15 protein-coding genes are annotated in these 18,201 nt (G+C 65.5%); 7 read left to right on the top strand and 8 right to left on the bottom strand.

Annotated features, from left to right (window positions below; translation table 11 throughout):
• Positions 1–229 precede the first annotated feature (229 nt).
• The 4 genes from GXW71_RS10325 to GXW71_RS10310 all read right to left on the bottom strand — a co-directional run bounded on the left by GXW71_RS10325 (position 230) and on the right by GXW71_RS10310 (position 5,618).
• Positions 230–850 (bottom strand): hypothetical protein, encoded by a 621-nt coding sequence (locus tag GXW71_RS10325; RefSeq protein ID WP_211852409.1) that lies wholly within the window; start codon positions 848–850, stop codon positions 230–232.
• Entirely contained in the window at positions 843–3,002 is a 2,160-nt protein-coding gene (locus GXW71_RS10320) for an AAA family ATPase (protein WP_211852408.1), read from the bottom strand. The genes GXW71_RS10325 and GXW71_RS10320 overlap by 8 nt, the downstream gene beginning before the upstream one ends.
• A 10-nt stretch (positions 3,003–3,012) precedes the next feature.
• Entirely contained in the window at positions 3,013–4,662 is a 1,650-nt protein-coding gene (locus GXW71_RS10315; protein WP_211852407.1) for a coiled-coil domain-containing protein, read from the bottom strand.
• Positions 4,663–5,204: 542 nt separating this feature from the next.
• Positions 5,205–5,618 (bottom strand): helix-turn-helix transcriptional regulator, encoded by a 414-nt coding sequence (locus GXW71_RS10310; protein ID WP_211852406.1) that lies wholly within the window; start codon positions 5,616–5,618, stop codon positions 5,205–5,207.
• A 138-nt stretch (positions 5,619–5,756) separates the two neighbouring features.
• Between GXW71_RS10310 and GXW71_RS10305 the strand changes: the two genes are divergently transcribed.
• Together GXW71_RS10305 and GXW71_RS10300 are read left to right on the top strand one after the other, a co-directional pair.
• Positions 5,757–6,044, top strand: coding sequence for a hypothetical protein (locus tag GXW71_RS10305; protein WP_211852405.1), 288 nt, complete (start codon positions 5,757–5,759; stop codon positions 6,042–6,044).
• A 714-nt stretch (positions 6,045–6,758) separates the two neighbouring features.
• The gene (locus GXW71_RS10300) at positions 6,759–7,085 is read left to right on the top strand and encodes a hypothetical protein (protein WP_211852404.1); all 327 of its coding nucleotides are present in this window, start codon (positions 6,759–6,761) and stop codon (positions 7,083–7,085) included.
• A 15-nt stretch (positions 7,086–7,100) separates the two neighbouring features.
• On the opposite strand, the gene GXW71_RS10295 is transcribed toward GXW71_RS10300, so the two are convergent.
• A complete protein-coding gene (locus GXW71_RS10295; RefSeq protein ID WP_211852403.1) occupies positions 7,101–8,369 on the bottom strand; it encodes a glycosyltransferase in 1,269 nt (422 codons plus the stop codon).
• Between the two features lie 161 nt (positions 8,370–8,530).
• Here GXW71_RS10295 and GXW71_RS10290 point away from each other — a divergent pair, with 161 nt between their 5' ends.
• Genes GXW71_RS10290 through GXW71_RS10280 form a run of 3 tightly spaced genes read left to right on the top strand, consistent with a single transcriptional unit; the run spans position 8,531 to position 10,601 of the window.
• Positions 8,531–9,397: a polyprenyl synthetase family protein gene (locus GXW71_RS10290; protein ID WP_211852402.1), complete on the top strand. Its 867-nt coding sequence runs from the start codon at positions 8,531–8,533 to the stop codon at positions 9,395–9,397.
• Positions 9,394–9,876: a sterol desaturase family protein gene (locus GXW71_RS10285; RefSeq protein ID WP_211852401.1), complete on the top strand. Its 483-nt coding sequence runs from the start codon at positions 9,394–9,396 to the stop codon at positions 9,874–9,876. Before GXW71_RS10290 ends, GXW71_RS10285 begins: the two co-directional genes overlap by 4 nt.
• The gene (locus tag GXW71_RS10280) at positions 9,873–10,601 is read left to right on the top strand and encodes a fatty acid desaturase (protein ID WP_211852400.1); all 729 of its coding nucleotides are present in this window, start codon (positions 9,873–9,875) and stop codon (positions 10,599–10,601) included. Before GXW71_RS10285 ends, GXW71_RS10280 begins: the two co-directional genes overlap by 4 nt.
• On the opposite strand, the gene GXW71_RS10275 is transcribed toward GXW71_RS10280, so the two are convergent.
• Genes GXW71_RS10275 through crtY form a run of 3 tightly spaced genes read right to left on the bottom strand, consistent with a single transcriptional unit; the run spans position 10,598 to position 14,212 of the window.
• Entirely contained in the window at positions 10,598–11,533 is a 936-nt protein-coding gene (locus GXW71_RS10275; RefSeq protein ID WP_281417329.1) for a phytoene/squalene synthase family protein, read from the bottom strand. The two genes, GXW71_RS10280 and GXW71_RS10275, sit on opposite strands and share 4 nt — an antisense overlap.
• On the bottom strand, positions 11,530–13,020 hold the full coding sequence (locus GXW71_RS10270; protein WP_211852398.1) for a phytoene desaturase: 1,491 nt from the start codon (positions 13,018–13,020) through the stop codon (positions 11,530–11,532). Before GXW71_RS10270 ends, GXW71_RS10275 begins: the two co-directional genes overlap by 4 nt.
• Complete coding sequence (gene crtY, locus GXW71_RS10265; protein WP_211852397.1) at positions 13,013–14,212, bottom strand: lycopene beta-cyclase CrtY; 1,200 nt, start codon at positions 14,210–14,212, stop codon at positions 13,013–13,015. The genes GXW71_RS10270 and crtY overlap by 8 nt, the downstream gene beginning before the upstream one ends.
• 128 nt (positions 14,213–14,340) lie before the next feature.
• On the opposite strand from crtY, the gene GXW71_RS10260 reads away from it, so the two are divergent.
• Together GXW71_RS10260 and GXW71_RS10255 are read left to right on the top strand one after the other, a co-directional pair.
• Positions 14,341–14,922, top strand: a complete 582-nt coding sequence (locus tag GXW71_RS10260; protein ID WP_211852396.1) for a TetR/AcrR family transcriptional regulator — start codon at positions 14,341–14,343, stop codon at positions 14,920–14,922.
• 249 nt (positions 14,923–15,171) lie between these two features.
• Entirely contained in the window at positions 15,172–17,505 is a 2,334-nt protein-coding gene (locus GXW71_RS10255; protein WP_211852395.1) for a putative bifunctional diguanylate cyclase/phosphodiesterase, read from the top strand.
• The last annotated feature ends 696 nt before the right edge of the window (positions 17,506–18,201 follow it).

The raw sequence follows: 18,201 nt of genomic DNA, 5'->3' as shown, positions 1-18,201 counted from the left end.
ACCACTGGCGATCGGGAGTTGCCCTGCAACCTGAGCACGCGGGTAGCGCCCCGGCGCCAGGGCGGCGAATTCGCCGCCGAGGAGCACCGGCGAGACCGCGCGGCGGCGGTCAAGGATCATCTCCCCGGGCGCCACCTTCCTGCATCCGCTCGCTGTCTTCGCCTACAAGGCCACGCTCAGCCTGAGGTCAACCTTGGCCGAAGGCCGCAGCCCTCCCCGGATGAAGGCCTCAGCGTTCCACCGCATTCCGGCAGGAGATATCAAGCGCGTCGGGATAGATTTCGAACCTCCGCATAAGGGTCTTGATGCGGATGCCGTAGGATCTGACCCAGCATCTGGTGAGGCCGGTGGGAACGCCTGAGCCGACATCATCGGGAACAAACAGCCAGCCGGTGTTCACCACGCTCCAAAGATGATTGAACGGCGTCGGCGAGATGCGGAAGTAGATGCTGCTGTCCCTGTCGCAAGGCAGGCGATCACACCCCCGCACCGCCCACACGTTGTCGTCCGGATAGATCTCTTCCGACTGAATGAGGTAGACTTCTTCGTAGTTCCGGGTGGTGAAGTAGAGCGCGGTCTGGGCGACGAACCCGAGCACGACCGGTATCAGGTAGAGCGCGACCCCGGTCGCCAGTATCATTGCGCCGCCTCGCCAATAGACAAAGCCGCCATACTCGTTGTGGGTGCAGCGTACCCACAGAAGCCTGTACCAACGGAAGACCGATCCCACCATCCAGGCGCCGGCGCGGCGGAAGGGGCGCAGCGGCACAGCCCACACCCAATGCAAAGAAGCCGCCAGCTGGACCAGGAACCTGCTCGAGGCCAGACCAGCCTTCACCTTCTCACGCATGCTGGTGCTCCCTGAACTCCACTTCGAAGCCCCGGCTCTCGTTATTGAAGCGAACAAGGAATGCGCCGGTGCTCCTGGCGTTCTCGAGCACGTGGTTCACCAGGATCGGGCGCAGATTGGCCTTGATGTATCCGGGCAATCCACGCGCACCCCGGGTCGGATCATAGTGCGCGCGGCAGAATTCCTGGAGGGAGTTCTCCGCCATGACGACCCGAAGACCACGGGCGTCATAGGCCTTGTTGAGCTTATCAATCTCGCGGGAAATGATCCGCTCGATGACCTCCATTCCCAGGCGTCGGAAGTGGAGGATGTTCTCACGTCCATTGAAGCGGTTCAGGAGTTCCGATCGGTATGTCTGATTGAGCTCAATCAGCGCCCGTTCCTGCGCCTCCTCGTCGGTCAGCGTCATGTCCAGGTAGAAGGGCTGACCGATATTCGTGGTCATCACGATGTAGGTTTCTCGGAAGTCGACCGTCCGCCCAAGATTGTCCGTCAAGCGGGCGTCGGAGAGGATCTGCAGAAACACGTTGAAGACGTCCGGATGGGCCTTTTCGACCTCATCAAACAGAAGAACGCAGACCGGCTTCCTGCGCACGGCGTTGGTCAAGATGCCGCCGGCCTCGAAGCCTTCGTATCCCGGGGGGGCACCGATCAGCTTGGCGACGGCGTGTTTCTCCATGTATTCGGACATGTCGAAGCGGAGCAGTTCCAAGCCGAGCTCTGCCGCGAGGCGCTTGGCCATTTCCGTCTTGCCGACTCCGGATGGCCCCAGGAACATGAAGCTGCCCTTCGGCCCGGTCTCCTCCATCTCGTCGATCCTCGCCACCTTCACGGCATTGGCGACGTGGCGGACCACCGGGTCCTGGCCGAAGATGTTCTTGAGGAGGTTGCCTTCGAGGTTGCGCAGAACCTCTCGCTCGTCCTCGCCGAGCCTCTCGGTCGAGATGCCGGAGATTTCGCTGAACTCGATGCGGACCTCCTTCTCGGTGAGTCGGAGATCCTTGTTGACGATCTCGACCAGCCGCCGATGCTCGCGCTGGTTCTCCCCGACCACCTTCTCGAACTGCGCGATCTTGCGGGAGATCTCCGCCTCGGCTGGGGTTTCGAAACCGCCGGCGGCTGCGAGCTCCGCGAAGCTGCGGATCCGGACCGCGTCCTCCGCCGAGCTCGCATGCTGATCGCTCTCCACGGCCCGACGCGCACGCTCCTGCCGCAGGCGGTCGCGCTCGTCCTGCAAGGCAAAGATCGCCTCCTCGCCGTCCCTCTGCAGACGATGGGCCTCGCCGATCTTGGCTTGAAGCGCCGTCCAGTCGGCACTCCACTCCGCCAGCGCCTTCTCGAAATCCGCGCGCTCCTGCCCGGCTGAGCCGCTGACCTTGAGTTCCAGTTCGGCAATCCGGGGGTGCTTGCGGTGAGCGTGCTGCCGATAGCTGGCCAAAGACCGGTCGATCAGGGAAATCGACCTGGTCGGCTGCGCCCCGCCCAGGCCCATGCCATCGCGATACTTGCTCGTGAGTGCGATTGCCTCACGGATCGCCTCATCGGAGGCAACGATCCCGTGATGCTCTGAGAGCTCCTTCGAGACAGCGGCGACGATGTCGTAAAGGAACACGCCGACGGGCTCGCGGACATCGAAAAGTGTGTAGGCCTCCTGGAGGTCGGAATGCCATTTCAGCACCTGAGACAGATGCTCATCGCGGACTTCCAGGACGACCTGCGTCTTGTCACTCTTCACTGCAAAGTTCAGGGCATTGACGAAGTGCGGATTCCCGGAGGTCCGGGCGGCCTCGATGAAGCCGAAGGTGTCTTCGATGATGAGCACCGATTCCGGCGTTGTCTGAAGCTGCCTCAGGACCTTCTGGAACTCCTCGTTGATGAGGTGCCCGTCTCCGCTGGAGAACAGTCGATCAGTATCAAGGAAGAACAACCGCTTGACGATGATATCGAACGGCGTGCCCGGCTTGGTCTTGATCGATTGCAGGCCGAGGATGAGCGCGGAGACCCCGACGCCTGCCGGACCTACCAGCAGGAGCGAGTTCGCCCGCTTGCGCATGAGGATGGCGGAAACCCGCTCGAGGTCCTTGTCTCGCCCCCTGAGTTCGAAGTTCGGGAACCGGCCGAGATAGTCGGTTCCCCGGATCAGATGGCTCATCGCCCGGACCTCAGAGCTTGAAGGGAGAGGGCGTCGCGCTCGGAGGTGGCGGGGACTTTTCCTCGGGCTTGCTCACGCCGGCGACAACATCGGCGGCCACTCCAACGAACTCCTGCGTATCCTTGCCCACGTCGGTGGCCAGGCCCTCGAGCTCCGCCAGATTCTCGCGCATGCGCGTAAGGGCGTCGCGCGTGATGGCAGTCGCCTCGCGCTGCACATCGCCGAACTGCGCGAGCTGGTTGAGCATCTCTTCGAGGTCGGTGTTGACGTCTTCACGGCCGGTCGCGATGCGGATCGACTCCTTCCTGGCGACTTCGTTGGTGACGCGGGTCATCTCGGCGAGGGTCGAACCGGCCATCGCCTGGGCTTCGTTGATGGCGGCGGAGTTGACCGCGGTCATGACGGTGCTCAGCTGCGATGCGACGGAGGCGATGCCACGAGAGTGCATCGCTCTCGCGGACTCGCCCTGCTTCTTGGTGGCCGCTTCCATGTTGCGGATCTTGATGGCCTCGGCGGTCAACTCGCCATAGGCCTGCATCGTGTCGACGGTCGCCGTCGCGAGGATACCGATGTGCTCGTCGATGTCCTGCTTGGACTGCTCGCGCTTCATTTTGTCGATGAGGTTCTCGCCGTCGGGCGCTTGAATGAGCTCCTCGCGTTTCCGCTGGTTGGACGTCTCGGCCAGCTTGGTGGCTTCGTTCAATACGGCGTAGGTCTGAACCATGTTGCTGTTGTTGTCGCCGAGCCCCTCGATCTGCTGCACCATCTTGTCGAGGTGGCTGCGGATGGATCCGAAGCGGGTCTTGCCGTTGTTCACGAAGGCCAAGGCGCGCTCGACAAGCGCCGCCTGCTGCTTGACGTGCTCCTCGGTGGTCAGATCGAGCAGCTCTCGCAACTTCCCGATCTCGGCGCTGTCCAAACGGGTCGCCGACTTCTGGTCCTTCTCCTGCGTCAGAGCGGCGATCTTATCGGTCAGATCCTTGATCTCCGCGGTCATGCGCGTGATCTCGGCTTCATTCACCTTGATCTTCGCCACGGAGGAGGAGCGGATCGCGCCATATCCGAAGAAGCCCTTGTCCTGAGCCAGCGCGATGTTCTCGTTCTCGAGGGCAAGCTGCCTGGCCTTCAGCTCATCCAGCCGGGTAGTGGCCTGCTCCACGTCACGGGCATGCTTCTCATCCCATTCCCGATCTTCCTTGATACGGGCGAGAGCCTCGCGGGTCTGACCGTTCTCGCGAAGCTTATAGAGCGCGTCCGTGATGTCGGTCAGCGGCTTCATCGCGTCGATGAAGTCGTTCAGATCATTATTGAAGTCACCATAAACGCGCTGTAGCTCGGCGAAGGTCTCCGTATCCGTCATGGCGATACGCTGCTTTGACATCTCCTCGGAGATGGACTGCATGTATTCCTTGAACGCATCGAATTCCTTGATGCGGTCGCGGTTCTCTTCGCGAGTTCCCGCGAATTCCAGCGCCTTGGCGACCTCCTGCATCTTCTGCTCAGGGGTCAGTGCCGCCTGAACGATGATCTTGTGGAAAGTGTTGCCCTGGATATTGGGCGTCTCTTCTGTCGAGCTGCGGTCGGCCCGGCGGACGGCGGTGGTGTCGCGTTGTTCGGTTTTGGTCGACTTGGCCTGCCTGGCGGCGCCGTACGTGCTCATGATGAAACCCTCACTCCCGGATTGATGCGGATTTATATCCTTTCCCAGTGCCTGTCTCGATGCCTGCTACGCGTCGGGTGCGACGAAGTGTCCATTGTCACAAGCGCAGTTTGGCCGGTCGCGGGGCGAGCCGACGCGGAAATCATCGAGGGTTTCGAAGGGGCCGGGGACCGCCGCAAAGCGCTACCCGTTTCGGGGGTACCAGTCGCCGGACGCCTGAGAGGGACGGCGGCCGCGAAAAGCCCGACCGGGAGCCCAGGTGCGGGCGCAACCGATCTGAGCGGGCGCTTCGGCCGATACGTGACCCCATTCCATATCGCAGACCGGATCACGCTCGTTGGGCCGTCGGGGCACTCTCAGCGGCAGCGCAATGCGCCGGTCTCCGTCGTCCTAACTCCGGCGGGTCGCCCCTTAGCGCAAGGTCTCTCCGGGCGCCGTCGCGCTCCAGGGCATGTCGCCGCGAGCCCGCAGTCGCCAGCTCCATAAGCCCGCCACGTGTCCGGCCGCCGCGCACCTGCCCGCCGGCGCACGCTTCATGGACCTCAAAGCTCGCCAATCAAGCGGCTAAAGAACTCATCGTGGATTGCTGCCCCAATCGATGGCCGAGCGAGCCTTACCCCCTCGCCGTGCTCCCCTCGGGGAAGGAACACCAATCCGCAACAGACGAAGGTGCGGCGGATCAGGACCCTCGTCGCGTGCTTGATGCCAGGCGCACCTCGTTCGAACTGCTGGATTGTGGCGCGAGAGATCCCGGAGGCATCTGCCAGAGCCTGTTGCGTCATGCCGAGGAGGCCGCGCGCCGCGCGAGATTGGGCTGCACTGAGCCCCAATACCTCGTCCCCGTCGCGATCAGCTTGTTGTGGGCGGAAATATTGACTTGCCACGGCTTTTCTCCCGCCGAGCCAGATCGCTCCGATCAGGCCATCATCAATGGAGCGATATTCCCAGAGCACCATTCATTGTTGCAACTGAAAATGAGAATTACGGGATACGGCTAAGCTACGCGCAAGTCCGTGACTGTTTTCGATTGGCCTAGCAACATTCCCGACTGATTAGTATAAGTCGGCCGCCAACTTGCCTCCGGGATAATGAAGATGGCCAAGCAAGAATCACGCTTCGCGACAGCTCAATCCACGCGGCATTCCCGGATCCTTGTGATGTTCGAAGATCCGAATTGGATCTTGATACGCGGCGAGAACCAGCAGCGTGCCTACGCGACGAAGGAAGCGGCGCTCGACGCAGCCGCCGCGCTTGCAACGGACACCTCGGCACTCGGCTGCGCGATCCAGGTATTCCTGCTGGAGGACGACGACATCATACCCCTGCCCCTGAAGAGCGGCGCAGCCTTCGGGTATGGTTTGCACTTCGGCTATCGCTGCTGACCACTCCAACTGGGCCGTCGCGCTTTCGCCGGCGGGGGCATCACCGTACAGAGCCGCCGCCCCACCGCATCTGGCGGTTCTCAGAGGCAGCGGAACTCCCTGTCGAACCGCCGCGTCTTCAGCACCGACGGGACGATCCGGTCAGCCAGCCAGGCATGCGCTGATGCCAATGCGGTATCTCAAGCAGCGGCGTATGGTCGGTGAGCTGCTGGTCGGCGAACGCGCATCGCACAAGGGTCAGCAGACAGCCTAAAGATCATCTCGCCTCGAGACGGCGGCCACCCGGTGCCGTCGCGAGCAAAAAAAGCCCCGCCGAAGCGGGGCTGAGTTGTCGGGAACCAATCGTGCCGGCAGGTCGGTGTCGGCAGATCGACAAACGCGCCTGCGCGGTAGAGGTATGTAGGATGCCCGGAATGTTCCCAGCTTGAGCGTTGCCCAACGGGTCAACCGTCCTCATCGTCGCCCGGCGGACAACGCTATGGCTTTGCGCCTGTCATGGTGACAATGGTGCTGCGCGCAGGGGAGACACAAAGACAGTTCGCCTCGCAAATGACGGGGTAGACAGACCTGGGGCGCACGCCCAACCGGGTCGCATCCCTTGCGGCGCGTGCGCCTTTCAATTTTTGTCGAAATTGGAGTTTTGGGATGCCAATGGCGCGATATGCCCCTATTCTTTCTCTCGTGTAGTACAATAAATTGTGTGGGAGATGGGGCGTGTCCGACCGTCGGTCGAGGACGTTCACCTGGATCAAGCATTCCGCACACGGACAAGCGCCGCGCGGCGCACACCCGCAACCCGCAACGGATTTGGCGAACTGGATGGTCGGGAAGAGCTACATGATCGTGCCACTGGCCGGGTTCGACCAGCGAATGACGTACCTGCTCATGGAAAGCGGGCCCGCCGGCGAAGCTTTGCTTCCGCTGTCCTTCGGTTCGCTGGATCAGGCGATGCTGGCCAAGGCGGAGATGGAGGAGGCTCTGGCCGTCGATACCGACAGCAAGTGCGAGCGTGGCGCGAGGGATAAAGGGCGCTGCGGCTGACGGCGAGGGGTGGGGTCAGCGCGATCGCGCCATTCCCAGGAAGGCTTTCGCCGCGAGGCGGCCGCCATTGGCCTCGGCCCGGATCCGCGCTCCCAGCAGCTTCGCTGCCCGCGCGAATTCGGGCTGCCGAAGCAAGCGCATGACGGCAGCGCGGATGCTGCGCGGCGAAGCGGACCGGGACAGCCGCAGCCCGGCGCCATGATGGATGATTCGCGCGGCGTTCTCCGGATGGTCTCGGCCCATCGGCATGCAAACAATCGGAACGCCATGCATCAGCGCGCGAATGACCGTGCCGTGGCCGCCATGCGCAATCACCGCCGCGGCGAGCGGTACGAGCCGGTCGTGCGACGCTTCCGTCAGCACCGCGACATTGCTAGCCGCCCGCACGGATCCCGGCGGGATCGCAGGACCGAGCGTCACCACGCCCTGGACCGGCAGGCTAGCCAGCGCCTGCACGCAACGCGCGATCGCGCCGGCTTGGCCCTGGAAGGTCGTGCTGAACGAGATCAGGACAATTGGGGCGGTGGCAGCCGCGATGGCGTCCGGGATCGGCGCGGACCTGGCCCAATTCGGCACCTCTCCGAGCGGACCGGCATAGGCGAACGGCGCCGGCGGCGGCTCCTCCCCGAAATCGAACGCTTGGCTGGTGCCGAGCATGACGGTCTTCGCGGCGGCAAGCTGATCGAGAGCCCGGTCCAGCGGCGGCAAGCCGATCGCCCGCCGCGCCGCATTGAGGTCGGGCAGCGCATGGTCGTACCAGCTGGCGATCATCGCCCGGGCATTGCGGTCCCGCCGGGCGGCAAACCAGCCACCCGGCCGGAAGCCCGGCCCAAAGGGCGGCAGGTCGGTCCGGGTCGGGAAGCACCAGACATTGGCCGTCAGCAACCCGAGCGGCAGGCCGCAGCGCTCGGCCGCCATCATGGCCCCGAACAGCAGTTCGTTCGATATGACCGCGTCGGGGTGAAAACGCTCGATGCTGCCGATCGTGTCTTGCGCGTAGCGTAGGGCAGGGCGGGCGAGCACCGCATCGCAGATCGCGCGCACCACCGCAGGCGGCCAGCGCCGCTTCCAATCCTGGAGCGGATCGTCGGCCTGAGCCATCGCCACACGATTCGGGGCGGTGCGCCAGGCCTCGAAAGCCAGACCGGCGTCCTCCGCCTGGCTCCGGTTCGCCGCGTCCGAAAGGAAGGCGACCTCGTGCCCTGTGTCTCGCAGACGCCGCGCTACAAGCAATGCCGGGGCTACGTGGCCGCCACCTTCGAAGGTCGTGAACAGAAAGCGCATGCGCGACCGCCATCACCCCGGGCGCCGCGCCAGCCACGCCGCTCACGAACACAACTCCGGCCCCTTGCAACGCTTAGCGCAGTTCTATGTTCCATAGGATATAAAAAATTCCGTCCCCCCCGTCGCCGGGGGCGCCGGCGGCACCATGGCGGGGTAGGCTGATGGACGGTTTCGCACTGGAGAGGGACGCGCTGTCGCAGTTGCGGTCGCAGGTCGAGGACGCGCTGGAGATGCTTCTCCCGGAACCCGGTGCGACCTGTTCCCGCTTGCTGGACGCCATGCGCTACGCCCTGCTGACACCGGGCAAGCGGATCCGTCCGATCCTCGCCCTGTTGACCGCCCAGCATCTCGGCTGCCCATCGCACCGCGCGATGCATGCCGCCTGCGCGCTGGAGATGGTGCACGCCGCGTCGCTCGTGCTGGATGACCTGCCCTGCATGGACGATGCCGATACCCGCCGCGGCCAGCCCAGCCTGCACCGCCGCTTTGGGCAGGACATCGCGGTGCTGACCGGCGTGGCGCTGCTGAACGAAGCCTACAATGTCATCGCCGAGGCGCCCGGGATCGGCGAAACGGCGCGCCTGCGCATGATCGGTCTGCTGGCGCGCACTGTCGGGCCGAAGGGGCTGGTCAGCGGACAGGTCCGCGATCTCGGCGGCCTGTCCGGCACCGATCGGGAAGCCTTCAGCGAGCTGCACCACGAGAAGACCGGGGTCCTTTTCATCGCCGCCGTGGAGATGGGGGCGCTGGCCGCGGACGCCGACGAGGAGCCGCTGGAGGCCTTGCGCATCTTCGCCCAGGAACTCGGCCTTGCCTTCCAGGCCTTGGACGACCTGACGGATGCGGACGAGCTCGCGCGCGGCCGCTCCTGCGCGAATATGCTGAGCGCTCTCAGCCTCGAGGATGTGCGCCGGGAAGCGGCGCGCCGCCTCGATCGCGCGAAGGGGGCGCTGCGGCTGGGCGGGCCGGCGCTGATCCCGATCTGCGGCTATATCGATCTGCTGATCGCCCGCGGGGCGGCACCGTGACCGAGGTGGCCGTCAAGACCGGCGCCTTCCTGCTGACGCTGGTCGCCATGGAGGGCGTCGCGTGGGCAGCGCATCGCTTTCTCATGCACGGACCGCTCTGGCGACTGCACGCCTCGCATCACACCTCCAGCCGGCGTCGCCTGGAGGGCAACGATCTGTTCGGCGCGGCCTTCGCCCTGCTGGCCTTCGGCTTGTTCTGGTTGGGGGCGCGACCTGGATGGGACGTCATCTGGTGGACGGCCGCAGGCATGGGCGCCTATGGCCTGCTTTACGCCGTCGTCCACGATGGGATGGTGCATCGCCGTTTTCCTCTGCCCGTTCGGCCCGCGCGGGGCTACCTGCGCCGCCTGGCGCAGGCGCATCACCTGCACCACCGCACCCACGCGCGGGACGGCGCTGTTTCCTTCGGCTTTCTGATGCCGCGCGACATACCCACGCTGAAGCGCCGGCTGCGGGAACGACAGGCGGGACGGGCGTGACCGCCGCCCGTCAGGCGGCGGTCGGACTCGCGCTCGCGGCAGTGATCCTGGCAGCCTGGAGCGGGCTGCATGGCTGGGCGGTGTTCTGGCACCGGTGGGGAGAGAACGATTGGTGGCGCGCGCCGCTGCTGGTCGTGGCGCAGACATGGCTCAGCGTCGGCCTGTTCATCGTGGCGCATGATGCGATCCACGGCTCGCTCGCGCCCGGCTGGCCGAGACTGAACGCGGCGGTTGGGCAGATCTGCGTCGCGCTCTATGCCGGCTTCTCGTTGCACAGCCTGGCGGCGGCGCATCGGCGCCATCATGCCGAGCCGGGCCGCGATGGCGATCCGGACTTCCATCCCGCCGCACCGCATCGCTTCGCGGCATGGTTCCTCGGCTTCTTCCGCCACTACTTCGGGTGGCGGGAACTCGCCGTCCTGAGCGTCGCCACCGCCGCCTGGCTCTGGCTCGGCGCGCGGCCGCTCAACCTGGTTGTCTTCTGGGCGTTGCCCGCGCTGCTCTCGGCGCTGCAGCTCTTCACCTTTGGCACCTGGCTGCCGCACCGCCATGCGGAAGGCGGCTTCGCCGACGAGCATCGCGCCCGCAGTCTCGATTATCCATGGGCGCTGTCGCTGCTCGCCTGCTTTCACTTCGGCCGCCACCGCGAGCATCATTGCCGGCCGGAGATGCCGTGGTGGCGGCTTCCAGCGGTGAAGCTCCAGGCGGATCGAGATCCGGTTTAGATCATCGACCAGAGCGGCGGCCGCGGCGGGAACGGCGCCAGTCTCTCCCAGCGGCTGGCAACCGCCGCCGCAACGCCGCGGACCAGAAGCCAGGCCTTGGCATGGGCGGGCACGCGCATGCGCTGCTCCAGCGCCGCAGGCCCCTGCCGCAGGATGCGCCGCCCGATTTCCCGATACAGCGCCCGCGCCACCGCGACGGCGAGGGCCGCGCGGAACGGCAGGGCTCGGAGCCCGATCCGTGCCGATGCGTAGTAGGCCTCGGCCAGGGTCAGCATCTCCCGCACCGCGGGGAAAATGGCGGCACGCCGGCCGGCGTCCAGCAGCAAGCCGGAAGCGATCGCGACGCCCGCGGCGTCGAGGCGCTCCCGTGGCAGATAGAGCCGCCCTTGCGCTGCATCCTCCAACAGGTCGCGGCAAATATTGGTCAGCTGGAAGGCGATGCCGAGATCCTGCGCGCGGCGCAGGGCGGCGGGATCGCGCGTGCCCATGATGGCCGCCATCATCACCCCGACCACGCCGGCGACGCGCCAGCAATATGCGAGCGTATCCTCGACACTGCCGAACTCCTCACCCTGCACGTCGACCGCGAAGCCGTCCAGCAAGGCCATCGGCCATTCCCGTTGCAAGCAATGCTTGACGGCGACGCGCTGGAAGGCCGCGAAGGCCGGCTCCGCGACCGGCTTGCCGTCCAGCGCCGCCTCGGTCAGCAGGCGAAGCTGCCGCAGGCGATTCCGCTGTTCCTCGGCAGGGGGCGGCGCCATGCCCATGCCATGGTCCTGGCCGTCGATCGCGTCGTCGCAATGGCGGCACCAAGCATACAGATGACGGACATCCTGCCTAAGCTCCCGGTCGAAAAGGCGCGACGCCAAGGCGAAGCTACTGGAGCCCCTGGTCAGGGCGGCTGCGCTGTGTGCGAGGACGGCGTCGCTCATGCGGCGAGGCCGGCGCGGAGATCCTCTGCGATCAGCCGCGCCGTGGCCTTGGCCGAACCGATCACGCCGGGAACTCCCGCGCCGGGATGCGTACCGGCGCCAACGAAGTATAGGTTGCGCAGCACGGCGTCGCGGTTGTGCACGCGGAACCAGGCGCTCTGCGTCAGGATCGGCTCCAGCGAGAAGGCGGAGCCGAGATGGGCGTTCAGCTCGACGCGGAAATCCTCGGGCGTGAAGATGCGGAGCGTGTCGAGGTCGTCGCGCAGACCTGGAAGGACGCGGCGCTCGAGCGCCGCGAGGATACGGTCGGCATAGCCGGGCCCGGCGGCTTTCCAGTCGATCTGCTGCGCGAGGTTCGGCACCGGCGCGAGTGCGTAGAAGCCGCTGCGGCCGGGCGGCGCCAGGCTGTCGTCCGTGGCGCCCGGTGCGTGAAGATAGAGGGAGAAATCCTCGCGCAGCGGTCGCGCATCGCGGATCGCATCGATCAGCCCGCGATATTCGGGACCGAACAGGATCGAATGATGGGCAAGCCCTGGGTGTTGCCGCCGCAGGCCGAAGTAGACGACGAAGAGCGACATGCTGAACCGACGGCGGTCCAGGCGCCGCGCCATGGCTGCGCCCCGGGGGTGACGACGGAGCAGCGCTCCGTAGGTGTGCATCACGTCACCATTGCTGATCACGATATCCGCCGTGATCCGCTCACCCCGCCCGGTGAGCACGCCGGTTACGCGTTCCGCTTCCGTGGCGATCTCCGCGACCGGCTCCGAGAGACGGATGCTGCCGCCGAGGTCGGCGAAGAGCCGGGCGAGGCCTGCCACCAGCGCGCCGGTGCCGCCACGCGGGAACCACACGCCACCCTGGCGTTCCAGTGCATGGATCAGCGCGTAGATCGCCGAGCTGGCGAAGGGGCTGCCGCCAACCAGCAGGGTGTGGAAGGAGAGGGCCTGGCGCAGATGCTCCTCCCGCACGAAGCGGGAGACCATGGCATGCACGCTGCGCCAGGCGCCGAGCCGCGCGAGCTGCGGTGCGGCCTTCACCATGTCCCAAGGGCTGAGGAAGGCGACATGGCCGAGCCGGCGATAGCCCTCCTCGAACACGGCCTGGGAATAGGCGAGGAAGCGGCGATAGCCCTCCACGTCGGGCGGCGAGAGCGCCGCGATCTGCCGCTCCAGTGCCATCTGGTCATTGCCGTAGTCGAAGCGGACGCCGTCTTCCCAAAGCAGGCGGTAGAAGGGCTCGATCGGCAGCAGAGTGGCATAATCCGAGAGCCGGCGCCCGCTGAGCGCGAAAAGCTCGTCGATACAGGCGGGATCGGTGATGACCGTCGGCCCGGCGTCGAAGGTGTAGCCGTCCTGTTGATAGACATAGGCGCGGCCGCCGAGACGGTCGCGCTTCTCAAGCAAAGTCGTTTGGATCCCCTGCGACTGCAGGCGGATCGCCGCGGCCAGGCCTCCGAATCCGCCGCCGATGACGACCGCGTCAGGCATGCGCGGAAGCCTCCTGCGGCAGGCCGCGCACGGCACGCAGCGCGGCAAGGATCGGCACTGGTGGCCGGCCGAGCAGGATGCGCGCCTTGTCCGCGAGGGTGAGGCGCCCGCCGTAGAAGCGCTCGATCAGCGGCTGCGGCAGGCGATAGAAGCGCTGCAGGATGCGATACCGCTCGGCCGGCGCCGCAGCCTGGAAAAGCATGCGGTTCAGGACGCGATAGAAGCCATCGCCGCGCCAATCTGCGATCGCCCGCTGCCGAAGCGCGGTCGCGACATCTCGGCTGGCCGGTCGAGGCGCCGTAGCGATCAATGCCGCCGTGTCGATCGCCCGGGCCAGGGAGTAGCCGGTGGTCGGGTGGAAGAAGCCGCCCCTGGCGCCCACCGCCGGCACGCTGCCCTGCTCCGCCAGGAAGGTGGCGAAATCGCCGCCAAGCACAACCGGCAAAACGCCCTCCTCCCGGCGCAGCACCTCCGCGATCCGCCAACCGCGGGCACCGGCGTGGCGACGGATCGACACGGTGAACCTGCAAAGGTCGAGCTCGGGCTCGGCGCTGTAGCGCGTGTCTTCGATCAACAGACGATCGGGACCCAATGGCAGCAGGTAGAGGAAGCGGAAGCCGTCGGCCTGCTCGACCTCGGCATCCATCACCATCGGCAGGTCCAGCCCATGCGGCTGCTCGAGGCGGCATTCCAACCCGACGAATTTCTGCCAGCCGCAACGGAGCGCGGTCGAGTGACGCCAACCGCGGCCATCAATCACCAGCGGCGCCAGGAAGCTCCGGCCGTCTGCGAGCCGTGCGCCATCCGGCCCTGCCTCCAACACCTCCGCGCCCTCCACCAGATTCGCACCCAGCGCTGCGGCCGTCGCGCCATACAGCGCGGCCCCGGTGAGACACCCATATTCGGTGCCGAGACGCCGCCTATACTCGGGAAACGCCACGGTGTACCCAGACCAGATTCGCTCGAAATATGGTTCGATCGCGGACCAGCCATCCTTGGCGGCGTCAGGACGAAACATGCACCATGTGTGAAGGCGGTCCGGACCGCGGCGCCGTTCCAACATGACGACGTTCAACGCTGGCCGGCTGCGCCGCAATTCCAGCGCAAGCAGCCCATTTGCGAGCCCACCGCCCAGCAACAGCACGTCGCAGCGTCTGGAGGGCCCGTCCTCTGGGTTCGCTGGCCAAGGCATTCTTCATATCAGTAGCTATAAAGAAACCACCCGTCCAGCCATTCGACAGGGGGCATGTGGCTGTGGCTAGGCCCAAGGGTGCGCGCGACAGCGACTACGAGGAGAAGCGCACGGCCCTGCTGCGGCGCATGATGATGCGTGTGCTGCGCCGCGAAACCGCGCGGCCAAGCCTGCGCCAGCTTGCCGAGGCTGCGGGGGTGACCGCGCCCACGCTCCGCCACTACTTCGGCAGCAGCCGGGCGGAGGTGATCGCGGCGATCCTCGAGGAGTTCCTGAAGATGGGTCAAGCGCGCCTTGCCTCGGCGGCGATGACCTCTGCCCCGTTCGCCGAATCAATCCACGAGTTCGCGCTGTCGCTGGTGCGGGGCATGCGCCATGCCGGCCCGGTCCGGCTCGGCGACGCTTTCGCGGTGGGCCTGGCGGAGGGGCTGCTGGACCCCGCGATCGGCCCCTCCGCCCTGCGGTTCATGGTGGATCCGGCGCAGCAGGCACTCCAACGCCGGTTGGACGAGCATGTTGCCCGCGGCGAGATGATCGAAGCCGATACGCGCGCGGCATCCCTCATGCTGCTGTCGCCGATCCTCATTGCGGCCTTGCATCAGGATCAAATGGGCGGCAGCGCGTGCAACCCGCTCGACCTCGAAGCAGCTGTCTCCGGGATCTGCGACGCGTTCATCCGCGCCTACTCACGGAAACGGGAGAAGGCCTGACCCTCGAGAGCATAATGAAATAGGGACAAAAATCTCGAGTTTGCCTGGACCCGTTCGCCTCAACCTCGACGAGGCAAACACCAGCACCGCAGCGACACTTTCGGCAGTGAAGATCCTCGGCATCGGCCCACGGCCGCCGATCGATGTGCGACCAGCCCACCCGGCTGCCCGGTCGCAGGTCGCGGCCTGCTGACTGGCCATCGACGGGCAGGGATGATCTGCTGCGAGATCAAATCGGACCCGCGAGCAATGGCTGAGGTCATTAAGTCCCTTATCGCGTTCATGACGGTGCCCGATGGGAAGCCGGAGCTACTGAAGGCCCAGTATCGTGCCTTCTCGCGGCAACTGCCGTTGATGTACCTCATACTCATCTCGAACACTTGGATTGTTGCAGCTACCCATATGGCCGTTGCGCCGACTTGGCTGACGACCGGCGTTCCGGCGATCATGACACTCGGGTGTGGGGTACGTGCCGTCCATTGGCTGCGTGTCCGAAGCGCCGAGCCGACTCCGGAACAGGCCCGGCAGGCGCTGACAAGAACCAATTATCTGTCGAGTATCATCGCGGTCGCCTTCACGGCGTGGTCCCTCATGTTATTTCCGTACGGCGACGCGTACACGAAATCGCACGTCGTATTTTACATGGCGATCACCGTAATCGCATGCATCTTCAGCTTGCTGCATCTAAGGTCCGCTGCGATCACCGGCACAGTCATCGTGAACGGCGCTATCGTCGCGTTCTTCGCGTCGACAGGCGAGCCAACCTTCGTGGCGACCGCTATTAACACCGGCCTCGTCTCCTCCGGCATGCTGGCGATTCTCCTCATCAATTATCGCGACTTTACGAGGATGATCGACGCGCAGGTGGAGGCCGCGCGGAAGGCGAAGGAGCAGCATCGACTTCTTCGCATGATCGATGACATGCCAATCGCCGTGATGACGCTCGATCCGGCAACCTTCGTCATCAACTTCGCCAACGAGACGGCGAAGCGGACGCTCGGCACCATTGAGGGCCTGCTGCCGGTCAAGGCGGACCAACTGGTCGGCACCTGCGTTGACGTGTTCCACGCCAACCCACAACACCAGCGCCGGATCTTGGCCGATCCCGCGAACTTGCCACACCACGCGCGGGTCGCGGTCGGGCAAGAGGTCGTGGATCTTCAAGTCGCGCCGATCCACGACGATGACGGCAGCTACATCGGGCCGATGCTGTCGCTGTCGATCGTGACGCAGCAGGTCGCGGCGGAGCGCCGTATTCGGCAGCTCGCGCATTACGACGTGCTCACCGGTCTTCCGAACCGCGCCACGTTCCGCGACAGGCTTGAGGCCAGCCTCGCGCGCCCCGAGAGCCGGGGCGGCCTCCTTCTCATCGACCTCGATGGATTCAAGATGGTGAACGACCTACGAGGGCACCTGGTGGGTGACGAACTGCTCCGCCAGGTCGCCGGGCGCCTGCAGGCTGCGCGCAGCCGAGCCGAGCTGATCGTCGGACGGCTTGGAGGCGACGAATTCGCGATCCTCGTCGAGGACGAGGAGGTCGGCGGGGCAGCGGCACTGGCAACGGAACTCATCGCGGAGCTTGGCGCGCCCTACACGCTCGGTGACGATCGGCATGTTCAGATCGGGGCATCGATTGGCATCGCGTTGATCCCCGGCCATGGCAGAGAGGCTGAGAGGCTCCTGTCGCGGGCAGACATGGCGCTGTATGCGGCGAAAGCCGTCGGCAAGGGCACCTACAGAACGTTTTCGCCGGGGATGGAAATACGCGTGCAGGAGCGGGTGCGTCTCGAGGCCGAGTTGCGGACCGCCCTGGTCGAGTGCCGCGACCTGTTTGTCTTCTATCAGCCAATCGTCTGTCTTCGGTCGGGCCGCGTCACGGCGCGCGAAGCACTGGCGCGATGGCATCACCCGCAGCACGGCTGGGTTCCGCCGAGCGAATTTATCCATGTCGCGGAGGAGAGCGGACTCATCGATCGTCTCGGCACGTTCGTGCTGGACCAGGCGTGCCGGGAGGCGGCTGGATGGGCTGATGGAGCACGCGTCGCGGTGAACATCTCGGCGACGCAGCTCGGCAAAGGCACGTTGATTCCTGCCATTCTGACCGCACTTGCTGGATCGGGTCTGCCGGCTGATCGGCTTGAAATCGAAGTGACGGAGTCGGCCTTGTTGAGCGAAGCGTTCGATTGCATCGCCGATTTGCGGCACGCCCGGGAGATAGGGGTCCGCGTTGCGCTCGATGATTTTGGCACGGGGTACTCGTCCCTGGCTCATTTGAGAGCCTTCGCTTTCGACAAAATCAAGATCGATGGAACCTTCGTCCGAGATGCCGTGGAGCGGCCGGATTGCGCGGCTATCGTTGGGCTGGTGGCAGATCTCGGCCGCCGCCTCGGGGTCACGACGGTTGCCGAAGGCGTCGAAACAGCTGCTCATCTTCAACTCGTCACGGTGGAAGGCTGTTTCGAAGCGCAGGGCTACCTCTTCAGCACCCCGAAGCCGAGCGAGCGAGACGCGCCTCTCGTCGCCGCGCTTGAGGACCGATTGGAGATCTTAAACGCGGCGGGCACGCAGACCGCGATCGTGTGATGCCACCTGCGGATCTAAGCGCGACAGCTGGACATCGAGCAGGCGCACCGGCGGCCTAGGCGTGGATCCGGTCTGCGAGGCGGCCAGGGCGTTCTCGGAGTACGCCGAAGCTGATCCCGCCCTCCACCGGGCGGCCCGACCGAAGTAGCGCGTGCCGACATTTTCCTACATGCCGACGCGGTCGCCGTCCGCCCGGCCTCGGCGGGAAACCACAACGCGGCGGCCGATGCGCTACAGGGCATCGGTTCTCGGCAGCGGTGCCAAACTCGGATGCCCTTCCCGGCGCCCATCCACCCCGACATGCCTTCAGCTCCGGCCAGCCTGCAATGTCTCGAGCATCCGTCTGGGCGCGGACATGCGATGCCACATGGATTCCGGTCTGATGCACCGCCTCCAAAGTGCCAGGGCTGCCTCCAGATGGGAGCGCGTGGCGCGTGCGGCCCAGTTTACGGGACCGTCAAAGAGGCGGATGTTCGGTACAAGAATCGTGGGGACCGAGCGCCATGGAGATCCGAAACGGCCTTCGCGGCGGACATTTGTTTGTCATCGTGGCAAAGCTGGGCATTGGCGTCCCTCTGCTATGTGCGGCAGCTTTCGGATCGATCCGCCGTTTTGTCGTCAGAGGGGTTTCAAGATCAGCGTTCCGGTGGCGTACTCATCCCCTGGCATCAGATCCGACAGGTGAGGAACCATGGC

Origin of the sequence: Plastoroseomonas hellenica (assembly GCF_018129085.1) — a bacterium.
In the GTDB taxonomy this organism is placed as follows: Bacteria; Pseudomonadota; Alphaproteobacteria; order Acetobacterales; family Acetobacteraceae; genus Plastoroseomonas; species Plastoroseomonas hellenica.
This window is presented reverse-complemented; position numbering and strand designations above follow the sequence as displayed.

Bases quoted from the DNA above. Each gene is read 5' to 3' on its own strand.
- GXW71_RS10325 (WP_211852409.1), bottom strand. From the start codon at position 850: ATGCGTGAGAAGGTGAAGGCTGGTCTGGCCTCGAGCAGGTTCCTGGTC.
- GXW71_RS10320 (WP_211852408.1), bottom strand. From the start codon at position 3,002: ATGAGCCATCTGATCCGGGGAACCGACTATCTCGGCCGGTTCCCGAAC.
- GXW71_RS10315 (WP_211852407.1), bottom strand. From the start codon at position 4,662: ATGAGCACGTACGGCGCCGCCAGGCAGGCCAAGTCGACCAAAACCGAA.
- GXW71_RS10310 (WP_211852406.1), bottom strand. From the start codon at position 5,618: ATGGTGCTCTGGGAATATCGCTCCATTGATGATGGCCTGATCGGAGCG.
- GXW71_RS10305 (WP_211852405.1), top strand. From the start codon at position 5,757: ATGGCCAAGCAAGAATCACGCTTCGCGACAGCTCAATCCACGCGGCAT.
- GXW71_RS10295 (WP_211852403.1), bottom strand. From the start codon at position 8,369: ATGCGCTTTCTGTTCACGACCTTCGAAGGTGGCGGCCACGTAGCCCCG.
- GXW71_RS10290 (WP_211852402.1), top strand. From the start codon at position 8,531: ATGGACGGTTTCGCACTGGAGAGGGACGCGCTGTCGCAGTTGCGGTCG.
- GXW71_RS10275 (WP_281417329.1), bottom strand. From the start codon at position 11,533: ATGAGCGACGCCGTCCTCGCACACAGCGCAGCCGCCCTGACCAGGGGC.
- GXW71_RS10270 (WP_211852398.1), bottom strand. From the start codon at position 13,020: ATGCCTGACGCGGTCGTCATCGGCGGCGGATTCGGAGGCCTGGCCGCG.
- crtY (WP_211852397.1), bottom strand. From the start codon at position 14,212: ATGCCTTGGCCAGCGAACCCAGAGGACGGGCCCTCCAGACGCTGCGAC.
- GXW71_RS10260 (WP_211852396.1), top strand. From the start codon at position 14,341: ATGATGATGCGTGTGCTGCGCCGCGAAACCGCGCGGCCAAGCCTGCGC.
- GXW71_RS10255 (WP_211852395.1), top strand. From the start codon at position 15,172: ATGGCTGAGGTCATTAAGTCCCTTATCGCGTTCATGACGGTGCCCGAT.